18 protein-coding genes are annotated in these 14,942 nt (G+C 67.8%); 17 read left to right on the plus strand and 1 reads right to left on the minus strand.

Going from position 1 to position 14,942, the window contains the following annotated elements; all coding sequences use genetic code 11:
• The first annotated feature begins 19 nt into the window (after window positions 1–19).
• From FB560_RS07910 to FB560_RS07980, 15 genes are all read left to right on the plus strand, one after another.
• Entirely contained in the window at window positions 20–913 is an 894-nt protein-coding gene (locus FB560_RS07910) for a flagellar motor switch protein FliM (RefSeq protein ID WP_141871858.1), read from the plus strand.
• The gene (locus FB560_RS07915) at window positions 913–1,572 is read left to right on the plus strand and encodes a FliM/FliN family flagellar motor switch protein (RefSeq protein WP_141871859.1); all 660 of its coding nucleotides are present in this window, start codon (window positions 913–915) and stop codon (window positions 1,570–1,572) included. Before FB560_RS07910 ends, FB560_RS07915 begins: the two co-directional genes overlap by 1 nt.
• Before the next feature lie 2 nt (window positions 1,573–1,574).
• Window positions 1,575–2,003, plus strand: coding sequence for a flagellar biosynthetic protein FliO (locus tag FB560_RS07920; protein ID WP_141871860.1), 429 nt, complete (start codon window positions 1,575–1,577; stop codon window positions 2,001–2,003).
• A gap of 169 nt (window positions 2,004–2,172) precedes the next feature.
• Window positions 2,173–2,949 (plus strand): flagellar type III secretion system pore protein FliP, encoded by a 777-nt coding sequence (fliP, locus tag FB560_RS07925; protein WP_141873169.1) that lies wholly within the window; start codon window positions 2,173–2,175, stop codon window positions 2,947–2,949.
• On the plus strand, window positions 2,946–3,221 hold the full coding sequence (gene fliQ / locus FB560_RS07930; protein ID WP_141871861.1) for a flagellar biosynthesis protein FliQ: 276 nt from the start codon (window positions 2,946–2,948) through the stop codon (window positions 3,219–3,221). Before fliP ends, fliQ begins: the two co-directional genes overlap by 4 nt.
• Window positions 3,221–3,982, plus strand: coding sequence for a flagellar biosynthetic protein FliR (locus tag FB560_RS07935; RefSeq protein ID WP_141871862.1), 762 nt, complete (start codon window positions 3,221–3,223; stop codon window positions 3,980–3,982). Before fliQ ends, FB560_RS07935 begins: the two co-directional genes overlap by 1 nt.
• A complete protein-coding gene (locus FB560_RS07940) occupies window positions 3,979–5,082 on the plus strand; it encodes an EscU/YscU/HrcU family type III secretion system export apparatus switch protein (RefSeq protein ID WP_141871863.1) in 1,104 nt (367 codons plus the stop codon). The genes FB560_RS07935 and FB560_RS07940 overlap by 4 nt, the downstream gene beginning before the upstream one ends.
• Window positions 5,083–5,122: 40 nt before the next feature.
• Window positions 5,123–7,189 (plus strand): flagellar biosynthesis protein FlhA, encoded by a 2,067-nt coding sequence (locus FB560_RS07945; RefSeq protein ID WP_141871864.1) that lies wholly within the window; start codon window positions 5,123–5,125, stop codon window positions 7,187–7,189.
• An 89-nt stretch (window positions 7,190–7,278) separates the two neighbouring features.
• Window positions 7,279–7,527 carry a carbon storage regulator CsrA gene (gene csrA, locus FB560_RS21050; protein ID WP_141871865.1) on the plus strand — a complete coding sequence of 83 codons (249 nt, stop codon included), beginning with the start codon at window positions 7,279–7,281 and terminating at the stop codon, window positions 7,525–7,527.
• Window positions 7,528–7,649: 122 nt separating this feature from the next.
• Window positions 7,650–8,132: a flagellar export chaperone FlgN gene (gene flgN / locus FB560_RS07955; RefSeq protein WP_141871866.1), complete on the plus strand. Its 483-nt coding sequence runs from the start codon at window positions 7,650–7,652 to the stop codon at window positions 8,130–8,132.
• Between the two features lie 7 nt (window positions 8,133–8,139).
• Window positions 8,140–9,546, plus strand: a complete 1,407-nt coding sequence (gene flgK / locus FB560_RS07960; RefSeq protein ID WP_141871867.1) for a flagellar hook-associated protein FlgK — start codon at window positions 8,140–8,142, stop codon at window positions 9,544–9,546.
• 14 nt (window positions 9,547–9,560) lie between these two features.
• Window positions 9,561–10,448: a flagellar hook-associated protein FlgL gene (gene flgL / locus FB560_RS07965; protein ID WP_141871868.1), complete on the plus strand. Its 888-nt coding sequence runs from the start codon at window positions 9,561–9,563 to the stop codon at window positions 10,446–10,448.
• On the plus strand, window positions 10,445–10,843 hold the full coding sequence (locus tag FB560_RS07970; RefSeq protein WP_141871869.1) for a flagellar assembly protein FliW: 399 nt from the start codon (window positions 10,445–10,447) through the stop codon (window positions 10,841–10,843). Before flgL ends, FB560_RS07970 begins: the two co-directional genes overlap by 4 nt.
• A gap of 3 nt (window positions 10,844–10,846) precedes the next feature.
• Window positions 10,847–11,398 carry a hypothetical protein gene (locus tag FB560_RS07975; RefSeq protein WP_141871870.1) on the plus strand — a complete coding sequence of 184 codons (552 nt, stop codon included), beginning with the start codon at window positions 10,847–10,849 and terminating at the stop codon, window positions 11,396–11,398.
• 123 nt (window positions 11,399–11,521) lie between these two features.
• On the plus strand, window positions 11,522–11,836 hold the full coding sequence (locus FB560_RS07980; RefSeq protein ID WP_141871871.1) for an HU family DNA-binding protein: 315 nt from the start codon (window positions 11,522–11,524) through the stop codon (window positions 11,834–11,836).
• Between the two features lie 46 nt (window positions 11,837–11,882).
• On the opposite strand, the gene FB560_RS07985 is transcribed toward FB560_RS07980, so the two are convergent.
• Window positions 11,883–12,998 (minus strand): AAA family ATPase, encoded by a 1,116-nt coding sequence (locus tag FB560_RS07985; protein ID WP_141871872.1) that lies wholly within the window; start codon window positions 12,996–12,998, stop codon window positions 11,883–11,885.
• 686 nt (window positions 12,999–13,684) lie between these two features.
• Between FB560_RS07985 and FB560_RS07990 the strand changes: the two genes are divergently transcribed.
• Both FB560_RS07990 and FB560_RS07995 read left to right on the plus strand, forming a co-directional pair.
• A complete protein-coding gene (locus FB560_RS07990) occupies window positions 13,685–13,930 on the plus strand; it encodes a hypothetical protein (RefSeq protein ID WP_141871873.1) in 246 nt (81 codons plus the stop codon).
• Between the two features lie 49 nt (window positions 13,931–13,979).
• Entirely contained in the window at window positions 13,980–14,933 is a 954-nt protein-coding gene (locus FB560_RS07995) for an L-lactate dehydrogenase (protein ID WP_141871874.1), read from the plus strand.
• The last annotated feature ends 9 nt before the right edge of the window (window positions 14,934–14,942 follow it).

The raw sequence follows: 14,942 nt of genomic DNA on the forward strand, positions 1-14,942 counted from the left end.
CGTCTCCGAGGAGAACACCATGACCGCAGCCGTCGCGCTGGATACCGCCCCCGGCGCCTATCCGGCCTACGACTTCAGCCGTCCGGCCCAGCTGGGACGTGACAGCATCCGACGCCTGGAAGCGTCGTTCGAGTCCTTCGCACGGCTGTGGTCATCGCAGCTGACCGCGAAGATCCGTGTACGCACTCATCTGTCGTTGGAGAGCGTCGAACTCGTCTCCTACGAGGAGTACGCGCAGACGCTCCCCGGCACGACGGCCATGGTCGCCGGATCCTTCACCGACCGCGACGAACCCTGCGTGGTGCAGTTCGGCCTCGACAGTGCGCTGCTCTGGGTCGTGCAGATGATGGGCGGCCGGAGCACTTCTCTCCCCGAGGGACGCACGTTCACCCCGATCGAGCTCGCGTTGATCCGGAACCTCATGGAGGGGACGTTCGAGCACCTCGCCGCGAGCATGGGAACACTGCTGCCCGGAGAGCCGCGGTTCGGAGGAGTCCACTACAACCCGCAGTACCTCCAGGTCATCGCGGCATCGGCAGCCGTGATCGTCGCGCGGTACACGATGCGGTTGGGCGACACGCAGACGGTGGCCTCGATCATGCTGCCCGCCTCCGTCGTGGTCGATCGACTCGCGGCCTCGGGAGCGGATGCCGCGGCGGCCCGCGGCGCCGGCCACACCCGCGACCAGGTGCACAGCACGCCGCTCGACATCACCCTGCGGCTGGCGCCGATCACGATCGCCGCGGGCGAGGTGCTGAGCCTCGCACCCGGTGACCTGCTGCGCCTCCCTCACCCCGAGACGACACCGTACGAGCTGATGGCGGGGCGTACGCCGATCGCCCGAGCCACGCCGGGCAGCCGGGGCTCGCGTCTCGCCTGCACCATCACGACCATCCACGAGGAGACCCACTGATGAGCACCTTCCACGAGACGGCCATCGCTGCGGCGATCGCCGGCAAGCTGCCGTTCGGCTATCCCGTCATCCCCACGCCGTCCACCGACCCCGGAGCCTCCGGCGAGGCCGTGGCCGTGACCTTCACCGGCACCCCCGGCGCGCGCATCGCGATCCAGATCGCCGACCCGGCTCAGCTCGAGGACGGCTCGAAGACGGCGGAACTCGCGGACCGCCTGCACCCGATCTTCGAGGCGGCCGCGATCGTACTGGGCACGGGTTCGCTCGGCGAGGGCGAGACCGTGAGCGCCGCCGAGGTGTTCACCGCACCGGGGACGCAGGTGTTCGACCTCGTGGACGCGGAGGGTTCCATCGCCGCCCGGGCGTCCGTGCGCATCGACGGCGACCGGGCCGGTGCGACCTCCGGCGGCCCCCAGCGGCTCAGCCGCATCGCCGGCGTCGAGATGGAGCTGGTCGTCGAGATCGGCCGCACCCGGATGCCGGTGCGCGAGGTGCTGTCGCTCGAACCCGGTCACGTCGTCGAGCTCGACCGCGCGGCGGGCTCTCCGGCGGACATCAAGCTCAACGGGCGCCTGATCGGCCACGGCACGGTGGTGGTCGCCGACGGCGATTTCGCGATCCGTGTCGAGCGCATCCTCGACGGCGCAGAGAGCGTCTGAGCGTGGACGACCTGCTCGTCGCGCTGCGCATGATCGTCGCACTGGCCGCCGTGCTCGGCCTGTTGCTCTTCCTCAGCCGCCGCCTGCAGAAGGCCAGCGCGAAGGGAGGCAATCCGCTCAGCGGCCTCGTTCCGCAGAAGCTCGGGCGGGTCGCGGGGTCGGCACCCGCGCGCCGCACGGCGGGAAGAGGCGGACGCCCGCGGCAGGAGAAGATCACGGTCGTCGCCCGTTCGGGGCTCGGTGCGAGAGCACAGCTGGTCGTTGCCGAGTTCGGCGGCATCCGCTACGTGCTCGGGGTCACCGACCACGGCATCAATGTGGTCGACACCCAGGAGGCGCCTGCTGTGAGGGAGGACGATGTCGATGGAACCTCCGCGGACGCATCCGTCCTGCCTGACGACATCGAGCGGGCGCTGAAGTCGGTCGCCTGAGCGGCCCTCTCGGTTACGCGACGCGCTCGGCGTCGCGATAGTCCCCTGCGAGCACGGATCGCTCGCCCCTCGGCTACGGATCGGCCACGTCACCCATCTTCGGAGTGCCGCCGTGCCCGCAATCGCCCCCGCTGCCGTGCTGCCTGCGCGCGCGCGACGGCCCCGTCGGATGCGGGTCCTGGTCGCTGTCGGGCTCGGGCTCGCCGTCGTGATCGTGCTCTGGGGAGCTGCCGGCGCGCATGCGGCGGCTCTCGTGCCGCTCGAGACCTCCGACGGCGAGGGCGTGACGATCAACGGCATCAACGGCACGCCGTCCGACAGCATCATGACGCTGCTCGGCATCACGATCCTGAGCGTGGCGCCCGCCCTGCTGCTGATGATGTCGAGCTTCACGAAGATCTTCGTGGTGCTCGCTCTCACCCGCAATGCACTTTCGCTGCCGTCGATCCCGCCGAATCAGGTGCTCGCGGGGCTGAGCCTGTTCTTGACGTTGTTCATCATGTGGCCGGTGCTCACCGACATCAACACCGTGGCCGTCAGCCCCTTCACCGCGGGCGACATCGGTTTCCCCCAGGCCTTCGAGCTCGCGCAGGAGCCGCTGCGGCAGTGGATGCTCTCCTACACGCGCGAAGAGGACATCGCCCTGATGCACCGTGCCGCTCAGATGGAGAACCCCACCGATCCCTCCCACATCCCGCTGCAGACGCTGGTGCCGGCGTTCATGTTGAGCGAGCTGCGGGCGGCGTTCCTCATCGGTTTCATCATCTTCGTCCCCTTCCTCGTGATCGACCTCGTCGTCGCCAGCGCGCTGATGTCGATGGGCATGATGATGCTGCCGCCGGTCATGATCTCGCTGCCGTTCAAGATCCTGCTGTTCCTGCTGATCGACGGGTGGGGGATGGTCATCACCGCCCTCGTGCAGTCCTACAGCGGAGGTGGCGGATGAACCCCGAGGCGGTCATCGACATCGGACAGGCCGCGCTCATCCTGGCGGCGAAGCTCTGCGCGCCCTTGCTGATCACCGCGCTCGTGGTCGGCTTCGCGATCTCCCTGCTGCAGTCGATCACCCAGGTGCAGGAGATGACGATCTCCTTCGTGCCGAAGCTCGTGGCCGTCGGTATCGCTCTGCTCGTGAGCGGCCACTGGATGATCGCCGAGATGATCGCCTTCACGAACGAGCTGTTCGCCCGGATCCCGTCGCTCCTGAACGGCGGCTGATGCACATCCCGATCGATTTCACGTGGCTCGAGGCGACCGCGCTCGCCTGCGTGCGCATCACGGCCTTCCTCGTGATCGCTCCGCCGTTCAGCCACGGAACCGTGCCGATGCGGATCAGGGCGATGCTGGGCGCCGGGCTGGCCCTCGCAGTCTCGCCCGTCGTCTCCGCCGGCTACGAACGCCTCGACACCGGTGCGTTCCTGCTCGCGCTGGCCGGTCAGGCGCTCACCGGTGCCCTGCTCGGCTTCCTGGTGATGGTGCTGTTCAGCGCGATCCAGGGCTCGGGGCACCTGGTCGACACCTTCGGTGGGTTCCAGCTCGCGCAGGCGTTCGACCCCGGCATGGCGGTCAACGGCGCCCAGTTCACCAGGCTGTTCCAGATGACCGCGATCGTGCTGCTCTTCGCCTCCGACGGGTATCAGCTCGTGCTGGGTGGACTGTTCCGCTCGTTCGACGCCATCCCGGTCACCGGCATGATCGACCTCGCGCACCCGGCCGAGGCGCTGGTGGGAGCGACAGGGCAGATGATGCTCAGCGCCGTGCAAATCGCGGGCCCCCTTCTGATCGTGCTCTTCCTCGCAGATGTCGGGCTCGGGCTCGTGACCCGGGTCGCTCCCGCTCTCAACGCCTTCGCGATGGGTTTCCCGATCAAGATCGGTCTCACACTGCTGCTGGTCGGCTTCGTCTACGCCGCGCTGCCGGGTGTCGTCGCGGCGATCGCGGATGAGGCGGCACGGCTGCTCCTGGAGGTGACCGGATGAGCGATACCGACACCGGAGAACGCACGGAGAAGAGCACCGATCGGCGGTTGAAGGAGGCCCGCCGCAAGGGGCAGATCGGACGCAGCCAGGACTTCACGGCGTGGGTCTGCATCGCCGCGGCCGCGATCATGGCGCTGCCGGCGATCGCTTCGGCGTCTCAGGTGCTCACCGAACTGTTCCTGCATGTCGTGCCGATCGCGGCGCACCCCACGCCCGATGCGGCCGTCGAGGTGCTGGGGGCGGCTCTCGCATCGATCGGCGGGATCCTGCTGCCGCTGCTGCTCGTGGTGCTGCTCGCCACGACGGCGACGGCGGTCGCCCAGGGTGGGATCCATCTGCGCGGGGTGACGATGCGCACCGAGCAGTTCAACCTGGTCTCGGGGCTGAAGCGCGTCTTCGGCAAGCAGGCACTCTGGGAAGGCGCGAAGGCCTTGCTGAAGACGTCCGCCATCGGCCTCTCGTTGTGGATCGTCGTGTCCGGGCTCGTCCCGGTGCTGATGGCCAGCGGCAGCCACAACATCACCTGGCTGCTCGAGCAGGCCGCCGGCGGAGCGGTGGCACTGCTCCAGGTCGCCGTGGTCGTCGGCATTCTGCTCGCCGCGATCGACGTCGCCGTCGTCATGCGTCGCAACCGCACGCACACCCACATGACGAAGAAGGAGGCGAAGGACGAGCACAAGAAGAGCGAGGGCGACCCGCTCGTGCGTTCCCAACGTCGCTCGCGTCAGATCGCCCTCAGCCGCAATCGCATGATCGCCGCGGTCAGCGACAGCGACGTCGTGCTCGTGAATCCCACCCATGTCGCCGTGGCTCTCCGCTACGAGCCGGGCAAGTCCGCGCCACGCGTGGTCGCGAAGGGGGCCGGAGTGGTCGCGCAGAAGATCCGCGAGAAGGCGGAGGCGGCGGGCGTGCCGATGGTGCGCGACGTGCCGCTCGCCCGAGCTCTTCATTCCGCGTGCGACATCGGGCGCGAGATCCCCGAGGAGCTCTACACCGCCGTCGCGCAGGTGCTGGCCTTCATCGAGCACCTCAAGCGACGCGGGTCGGCGCGCGGCACTCACACGATGCCGTTCGCCAGTACCCGCGAGCGCGGTCTCTGACCCCCACCCGTCGACGACGAGAAACGAGAAGGTGAATCGCATGTTCGGTCAACTGCTGTCCAAGGGAGCCGTGCCGGTCGGTGTCGTCGGCATCATCCTCCTGCTCATCGTGCCGATCCCGACACCGCTCCTCGACGTGCTCATCGTGGTGAACATCTCGTTCGCGCTGCTGATCCTGCTCACGGCGATGTTCGTGAAGAAGCCGCTGGACTTCTCGGTGTTCCCGAGCCTGCTGCTGGTCGCGACGCTGTTCCGGCTCGGCCTCAACGTGGCGTCCACGCGTCTCATCCTCAGCGAGGCGCACGCCGGTCAGGTCATCCAGGCGTTCGGCCAGATCACGATCAGCGGCTCGTTGGTGATCGGCGCGGTGATCTTCCTGATCCTCACCGTCATCCAGTTCGTGGTGGTGACGAAGGGCGCGGAGCGGGTGGCCGAGGTCGGCGCGCGGTTCACGCTCGACGCCATGCCCGGCAAGCAGATGGCGATCGATGCCGATCTGAACGCCGGGCTCATCACCGACACCGAGGCGCGCAGACGACGAGCCGAGGTCGCCGCAGAGGCGGACTTCTACGGCGCGATGGATGGAGCGTCGAAGTTCGTGAAGGGCGATGCGATCGCCGGCATCGTGATCGTCATCATCAACTTCGTCGGCGGCATCGTCATCGGCATGGTGCAGCACGGCATGGAGATGGGGGATGCGCTCGAGACCTACAGCATCCTGACGATCGGCGACGGCCTGGTGACCCAGATCCCCGCCCTGCTGATGGCGGTCTCCACCGGCATGATCGTGACGCGTGAGAACGTCGAGGCAGAGATGGGGCAGGCCGCCGCCCGGCAGCTGCTGCAGTCGCGCAACGCGCTCGTGATCACGGGACTCGCGGCGATCGCGATGGGATTCATCCCGGGGATGCCGCTGCTGGTGTTCGCCGGCATCGGCGCCGTGCTGCTCTTCGCGGCCTCGCGCGTCAAGGCGAACGAGGACCGCGATGCGGCGCTCGAGGCCGATGCGCAACATCAGGAGGCGGTCGAGGCGGGAGCCGAGGGGCCTGACGAGCTCATGGACAGGATGCGCGTGCATGCTCTCGAGATCTCGCTCGCCCCCGACATCGTGGATCTCGCGTCCGGGGGAGCCGGCGACCTGCTCACCCGGGTGAAGTCCCTGCGCCGCAAGCTCGCTCTGGACATCGGCATCCTGATGCCCCCGGTGCGCACGCGGGACAACATCGAACTGCCGGCGCAGACCTATGCGATCCTCATCGCCGGCGTCGAGGTGGGGCGCGGCTCTGTCCCGCGCGGGCACGTGCTGGCCATCGGAGGAGGACTCGAGCAGTTGCCGGGCACCGCTGTGGTCGATCCGGTGTTCGGTCTCGAGGGCAAGTGGGTGCCCGCGGAGATGTCTCATGCAGCCGACATGGCGGGCGCGACCGTGATCGACAGAGCCAGCGTGATCATCACCCATCTGTCGGACGTCGTCCAGAGCCAAGCCCATCGGCTGCTGTCGCTGGAGGATGTGCGCCAGCTCACCGAGCACCTCAAGCAGTCGAGTCCGACGACGGTGGAGGAGCTCACGCCCGCCGTGCTGTCGCTGGCCGGAATCCAGCGCGTGCTCGCCGGTCTTCTGGCCGAACGGGTTCCCATCAACGACCTCGCGCGCATCTACGAGGCGCTGGCTCTGCGCGGCAAGACCTCGACGGAGACGCCGGGGCTGATCGAGGCCGCGCGTGCGGCTCTCGGGCCGGCCATCGCCGCGCGTTTCGCCGAGGACGGACGACTGCGCGTCGTCATGTTCGAACCGATGCTGGAGCAGCAGATGCTCGAGGGCATGCGCATCGTCGAGGGTAATCCGCAGATCGTGCTCACCCCGGAGGCCACCCTCCAGGTGTTGGACGGTGTCCGGCGGACGGTCGCCGAGCTCACGACGGCGGGGCCGGAGCCGGTGCTCGTGTGCGCGCCGTCGTTGCGCCAGGCGGTGCGGAGGATGATCGCGCCCCAGGTCGACGGTCTCCCCGTGCTCTCCTACGACGAGGCGGGTGCCGGAGCGCTGGCCACCGATGTCGTGGGTGTCGTGCGGGTGACGCAGCAGGCCCTGCCGAGCAGTGTCGGGTAGTGCGTCGATTCCGCTCGTTTACGAGGGCATGCATTAGCTTGGGGAGCAGGATGGCGTGAAGGCGCCGAAGCCATGGAAGGCGGACAGGCATGCTGGTGCTGACGAGGCGCGCGAACGAGAGCATCGTGATCGGCGACGACATCACGGTCACGATCCTGGCGGTGACACCCGGAGGGGTGCGCATCGGAATCGATGCTCCGCGGGACACGCGCATCAACCGCGCGGAGATCGTGGTCGCCGTGAGCGATGCGAATCAGGAAGCCCTGCAGACCGCGGCGGACTCCTCTGCGGAGTCCCTGCTCCTGGCCGCTCTGGCCGGCCGCGGCACCACCCCGTGAAAGCTGTCAATGGGTAGTTCTCCCCATCCGGGCTGAGTTACTCCCCTCCGCGTTGTCGCGATAGTCGTAGGTGTGACGGGCAATCCCGTCATGGAAACCACGACCTGACGAGGTGACCAACTGTGGCCGCTCACGACCTGAGCATGCAGCTGCTGCGTGAACGCGAACTGCTCGAGATGCTGCTCTTCAAGCTCGACGAGCAGCAGATGCTTCTGGCGACCGGACGCAACCGGTGGATCCGCCACGCATCCACCGAGATCGAACGTGTGCTCGCCGCCATGCCCACTGTCGCGCTCTCGCGTGACGCCCTGGTGGTCGCCACGGCCGACGAATGGGGCGTGCCGGAGGCGACGACGCTGCGCGAGCTGATCGAGGCGGCGCCGAACGACGGATGGCGTGAGGTGCTCACCGGGCATCTGACGACCATGACCGCCCTCGCGGACGAGATCGAGCAGATGAAGCAGATCAACGAGCAGCGACTGCGGACGGCCATCCGCGTCAGTCAGGAGACGATCGCCGGACTCGGCGTGCCCTCCGGCGAGTACACCCCGTCCGGTGATGTCGTCCGCGACGGCGACGCCCGACTTCTCGACACCAGGATGTGAGCTGCCCATGTCATCTTTCGCAGGTCTCAGGCTCGCTGAATCCGCCCTCTCCGCCGCGCGTGCGGGAATGACGGTGACGGGTCAGAACATCGCCAATCAGACCACGACGGGCTACACGCGTCAGCGCGTCGACCAGGCGCCCGTCTCCGGTCCAGGACAGACAGGGCTCTGGAAGAGCGGACTCGGCATCGGCGGGGGAGTGAACGTGACCGGCGTCGCACGCCTCGGCGACGCCGTGCTCGACGCCCGCGTGCGCGACGCCCTGTCGACATCGGGCTTCTGGAGCGCCAGGGCCGACGCGGCCGGTCGCGCCGAGAGCATGCTGGCTGAGCCCACCACCGCGGGACTGGCTGCGAACATGAACCGTTTCTGGGCCGGGTGGTCCGACCTCGCCAACACGCCCGAACCGGCCGCGGCGCAGGTCGTGCTCACGAACGCCCAGGTGCTCGTCGGCCAGATCGCCGCCGGATATGAGGCCGTCGCGGGGCAGTGGACCGATCTGCGCGGCCAGATCGATCGCGACATCGCCGATGTCAACGCCATCGCCGGTCAGGTCGCCACGCTCAACGGACAGATCCGAGAGGCGCTGCAGTCCGGTCGCAACGCCAACGAGCTGATCGACCAGCGCAACGGCCTCGCGCAGCAGCTGTCGACCGCCGTGGGCGCCAAGGGTGTGGTCGAGAGCGACGGCACGCTCACGTTGCGCGTCGACGGGAACGCCCTGGTCGCCGGCGACATGAGCCGGGACCTCGTCGTGAGCGGTCCGCGAGAGATCGCGGACACCGGTCGCATCGGCGTCGCCTGGGCCGATCGACCGGAGCTGGCTGTCGCCATCGGCGGCGGAGTGATCGGCGGAACCATCAGCGCCCTCGCTCCCGCCGCGGACGGCGGTTCGCTCGCCAGCGTGGCCGCGGCCTACAACGAGACCGCATCCGCTCTGGCTGCGGCGGTCAACGACCTGCACCGTACGGGTGTCACATCGGCAGGCACCCCCGGCGGTGACTTCTTCGCCCTCGACGCCTCCGGCCCCGCGGCCCTCGGCCTGCGCGTCATCCCGACCGGACTCGAACAGCTGGCGCTGGCAGCACCGGGATCCGGATCCAAGGACACCACGATCGCGGATCGCATCGGTTCGCTGGGCACTGCGTCGACCGGGCCGAGCAAGACATGGTCGAGTTTCGTGACCGGCTTCGCCGTCACCGTCGCCGGAGACCTCCAGCGCGCGGATATCGCCGACATGGGTGCGGTCGCCGCCGTCACTGCGCAGCAGTCCAACTCCTCCGTGGACGGCGACGAGGAGACCATCAACCTCCTCACGTACCAGACCGCCTATCAGGCCGCCGCGCGCGTGCTGACCGCGATGGACGAGGCTCTGGACCTCCTGATCAACCGCACCGGCCTGGTCGGCCGCTGACCCGGGGAGACGACATGATCGGACGCATCACGAGCAGCACCATGACGCAGCAGTCGCTGCGCACCCTGCAGACCAATCTCGCCGACCGCGAGCGTCTGCAGAACCAGGCCGCATCGCAGCGTGCCTTCCGCACGCCCAGCGAGGATCCTGCGGCGGCAGCCACCGCGCTCGGTGTGCACGGAGAGCAGTCGAGACTCGCCCAGTACGCCCGCAACCTCAGCGACGGCATGGCCTGGGTCACCTCGGTCGACACCGCACTGGGCGCGAGCACCGATCTGCTGAACCGCGCACGCGACCTCACCGCGCAGGGAGCGAACTCCGGGGCGCTCAGCCCGACCGCCCGTGAATCCATCGCGCAGGAGCTCGAGACGATCAGCGCCGAACTGCTCGCCCAGGCGAACACCACGGTGCTCGGTCGCAGTGTCTTCGCCGGCACCAGTGACGCCGGCGGGGCGTTCGAACCGGGCACTTTCACCTTCAACGGCAGCCCGGGAGACGGTGTGCGTCGCCGCATCAGCGACGACGAGACCGTTCGCGTCGACTTCGACGGCTCCCAGGCGTTCGGGGTGGGGGCCGACAGCGCCTTCGCGCTCCTGAAGGACATCGCCGCCGAACTGCGCGGGGGCGCGAACGTCGGGTCGCGCCTCGACGACATCGACGCGCGACTCAAGGATGTGGTGGCAGCCCGCGGCACGACCGGGGCGCGCCAGGTCCAGATCGAGCGGGCCACGTCCCAGAACCTCTCGACCTCCACCGATCTGGAGGCCCGGCGCGCCAGCGTCGAGAACGTCGACAGTCTCGAGGTGCTCGTGCGCCTGCAGTCCGCCGAGCTCGTGTTCCAATCCGCTCTGCAGGTGACCGCGAGGTCCCTGCAGACCAATCTCCTGGAGTTCCTGCGATGACCGCGACGACCCCCGCCTCATCCACGGCCGCGATCGTGTTCGCCTCGCCGATGCACGGGCTGAGTCCGTACACGGCGTTCGAGCTCGAGGCGATCAGCGGCGCCGAGGGCCTGTACGCGCTGCGCGCCGTGGATGCCGACGTGCGACTGTTCCTGCTCGACGCGGCTGCCGTCGACCGGGACTACGCGCCCCCCATCCCCGCCCCCGTCCGCGCGGAGATCGGCGTCGACGGCGATGACGTGATCCGGGTGTACGTCGTCGCGAATCCCTCGGACGAGGGGGTGCACGTGAACCTGCGCGCGCCCATCGTGGTGCACGCCGCGACGGGCCGCGCTGCGCAAGTCATCCTCGAGGAGCAGACGTACCCGATCCGAGCGCTGCTCGGTGGACGCTGACGCGTGGTCGACCTGCGCGCCCGGAGACACGGTGCCGGTGCGACCACCGGCGTCAACCTGGTCGTGATGGCCTACGCCGACCGCATCGAGGTCGATTCGGATGGCGCGATCACGGCGCATCATCTCGACGTGCGCGTGCACCCCGCCGACCGTCGGGCACCGGGGGAGACCGACCTCGCGCTCGTCCCGCATACGCACGGCGCGCAGCGGGTCGGCTACGAGAGCTCCGCCCGGTACACGGCGGATCAGTTCGGCGCGATCGAGAGCGCCGCCGGGAACAACGTCGTGGTCCTCCTGGACGAGCGGGGACGCCCGATCGGTGCGGCGTACGGGGTCAAAGCCGATCTGCTGATCGCCGACGGCGACATGGTCGTCAACACCAAGGCGCTTGCGGCGACCGCGCTGTCGGTCGATGTCGATGCGGCGGGCAATGACATCCGTGTGCAGATCCGGAAATCAGTCGCGGCCGCGGAAGCGGCGAAGAAGCTCGCAGATCAAAGAAATCCGAGATTCACCGCATATACGAAGCAAGAAGCACTATCCTCTGAGGGATAAGGGCTGGGGCCTCACAGATCCCGGTGTCGTCGGATGGGACTCGACGCACTGCGGAGCTGGCTGTCGGGGATACAGCGAAAGCCGCTCGGTGACGAGCGAACACACCAGGGGACGATGAACATCATGAGCACATCCAAGACGCTCGACGCCAACCGGGTCAGCAAGCGCGAGTTCGTCCAGAGGTTCGCGCGACGCGGGGGAATCTCCGTCTTCGCTGCACAGGCCGCGTACAACGCCATGATCGACGAGCTTCTCGACCTCGTCAGCCAGGGCAACACCGTCACCCTCACCAACTTCGGCAAGTTCTACCCGCAGACCCACAAGGGGCATCGCGTGCAGTTCGGCAAGGATGAAGGAACCGGCGAGGTGACCGACTACACGGTGCTCAAATTCTCCGCGACGCGTGAAGTCAATCGACGCGTCAAGGTCAACGACTGACAACGCGTGCAGCGTCCCTCGCCGATCGACGGGGTACGCTCGGCGCCTATCTCGCGCGGATCTCGGCGGTGTCCCAGAGTCCGAAGCCGTAGTTCCCCTGGCCCGCCAGGGTCAGGCGAACGGATGTGGGGTAGATCTCCGGTTCTTCGTCATCATCTCCGAGCAGTTCGAGCCTGTCGATCGGCACGAAGATGCCGCCGTCCGGTTCGAAGATGAGATCGCGGGGGACGAACGAGGCGAAGATCGAGCGCATGGAGTTGCGCAGTTCGAATGTGCGACCGACATCCCCGCGTTCGAAGAGGTTGATCTCGACCTCGTCTGCCCACACCTTGCCGTCGGGGAAGCGCGCCTCGATCCGGTATGTGCCCGGCTCGACCGACTTGATGTTCAGGTCGTCGACGATCTCGGAGAACAGCGTGTCCGGCTGTCGGAGTTCGAACGCGATGGCGCGCAGGTGGTCGTAGTTCAGGCGCGCACGGCGGGAGAACAGGGCGACGTTCTCGATCTCGTCCGGGTCGGCACCCGGCGCCTGGTCGACGAGGTACTGACGCACCTCCTCCGGGCCCGGGTAGTCGAATCGCAGGTGGTAGTGGAAGCGGCCGGGGCGGTTGACGAGATAGGTGCTGACATCGGCGATGTCGTTCACCGACAGGCAGTAGATGCGCTTCACGGAGGACAGGCCGTCGAACAGCGAGAGGAACTGGTTCTGACGATTGAGGCCGTCGGTGAGTCCCCGGCGTCCGGCCGGGAAGATCTTCTCGAACTCGTCGAAGACGATCAGGCACTCGTCGAGACTGTCGAGGAAGTCGACGAGGCCGTCGTTGTCCTCCGAGACGACCACGACGGGAAGGCCGTGTGCGCGGGCGGATTCAGCGACCATCCGCAGGAAGAGGGACTTGCCGATGCCTTTGTCGCCGGACAGCATCACTCCGAGACTGCGCTCGGCGAGCGCGTACGACCGGAAGATCTTGGCGACCTTCCGGTCGCGCCCTCCGTACACCCGTTCCGCGCCGACCGTCAGATCGTCGATCCTGATCAGGCTGAAACCCTCCTTCGACGAGAATCCCACCCGATAGGTTCCCAACGGAAACACCTGGTGCGTGCGCACGGCGTCGTCGTAGACGCGCACATGCCCGCCGGTCTCGATATAGGTGCTTCCCAACACCCTCCTCCTTCACCCCCCGACGTCTTCATCGGCCGGGCTCCGCGATCGTTCAGGCGGGCGTTCGGCGAGTGCTCTCCGTCCGTCGTATCAGCGGGCGGCCTGCGGCCGGGAGAGAGGAGCGGTGGGGGGAACCGCCTGCACACTTTTTCATGTCCCGGAGTCTGCGACAAGTACGAAACGGCGTGTCGAGCGCGAATTTTCTCTTCGTTTACGTGCAGTCCTCGCCGATCCGCTCAGGACGTGCCCTTTTCCCGCTCCGCTTCGTCGCCCCAGGGGCGATCTGACGGGTCGGAACACGCGTCGGGACACCTCAAGGAACCCTCAAGAGGAGCTTCTGGCTGGTCTCAGACACTTTCTTGACGTACGCTTTTTCTGCCGAGACTCTGCACAGAGGGTCGAAGCCATGTAGCTGCATGTCTGGGGAGCGTCGTCGAATCGCGGAGCTCTGCGTCTGTTCCGGCGCTCACGAGCGGTCGGAACACGCAGATCCGTCGTCGCCTCGACTCCGAATGACCCGGGATGCGCGCGGCGGAGGGGTCGCGTCCAATCTCGGAGCGCTACTCGGTGTGCCGTCGCGAAATTTCTCTGCGGCGGTGCGCGATGAGCAGATCAGCACGATGCGTGGATCAGGGGCCGGGTCCGATGAGCGAGTAGCCCCCTGAACACGAAGTTGGTAATCAAAAGTGCACGACGACGACATCCGCGCGACCAAGGCGGAAGTTCTCCGCACGGCGGCCGATGAGTTCCGTCGCGCGGCCGCGGCCGGTCAAGCCCCGGAATCGAATCTGTTGGCCGCATCCCTGCTCGAGCAACGCGCCGCGCGCATCGAGGCGGGGGAGGACGACCACTCCCAGGTCTCTGCAGCGGACATCCACGCCGAAGCGCACCCCGAGCGCGAGCAGCCCGAAGAGGGCGCGGACGTGGACTGATCCGTTCCCGTGCTGGAGTCAGGGCGCGCGCGACTGCGAGACTGTGGTCATGGAGATCATCGAGAACTCGAAGCTCACCGTCGTCGGCGCGGGAAGCGTGGGGTCGAGTGTCGCCTACGCCGCGTTGATCCGCGGTTCCGCCCGCCACATCGCGCTCTACGACATCGCGACCGAGAAGGTCGACGCCGAGGTGCTCGACCTCGCGCATGGCACGCAGTTCACGGGATCGAGCGACATCGTCGGCGGCAGCGACATCTCGGTCGTGGCCGGTTCGCACGTCGTCGTCATCACGGCCGGGGCGAAGCAGCGCCCGGGGCAGACGCGCATCGAGCTCGCGGAGGTGAACGCGGGCATCATCCGCACGATGATGCCGCAGCTGCTCGACGTCGCACCCCATGCCGTGTATGTCATCGTCACGAACCCCTGTGACGTTCTCACCGTGCTGGCTCAGGAGGAGACCGGGCTTCCGCCCGAGCGCATCTTCGCCTCCGGAACAGTGCTCGACACGTCGAGGTTGCGGTGGAAGCTCGCCGAGCGCGCGGGCGTGTCCACGGCCAGTGTGCATGCGCACATCATCGGCGAGCACGGCGACACCGAGTTCCCGTTGTGGTCGCGCGCCACGATCGGGACCGTGCCGATCCTGGACTGGGAGATGCCGGGATACCCGAGGATCAGCCGCGACGAACTCGACGCGATCGCCATCGACGTGCGTGATGCCGCCTACAAGGTGATCCAGGGCAAGGGAGCGACCAACTACGCGATCGGACTGTCGAGCGCGCGCATCGTCGAAGCGATCCTGCGCGACGAACATGCCGTGATGCCGGTCAGCACGGTGCTGCACGACTTCCACGGGCTGGACGGTGTGGCGCTCTCCGTGCCATCGATCGTCAGCGCGACCGGAGCCGTCCCGATCCGGAACACGACCTTCTCCGACGAGGAACTCGGCCTCCTGCGGCACTCGGCCGACGCCCTGGCCGGTGTCGCCGCGTCGCTGCGTGGCTGAGTCCGACCA

The organism is Microbacterium saperdae (assembly GCF_006716345.1).
Lineage (GTDB): Bacteria > Actinomycetota > Actinomycetes > Actinomycetales > Microbacteriaceae > Microbacterium > Microbacterium saperdae.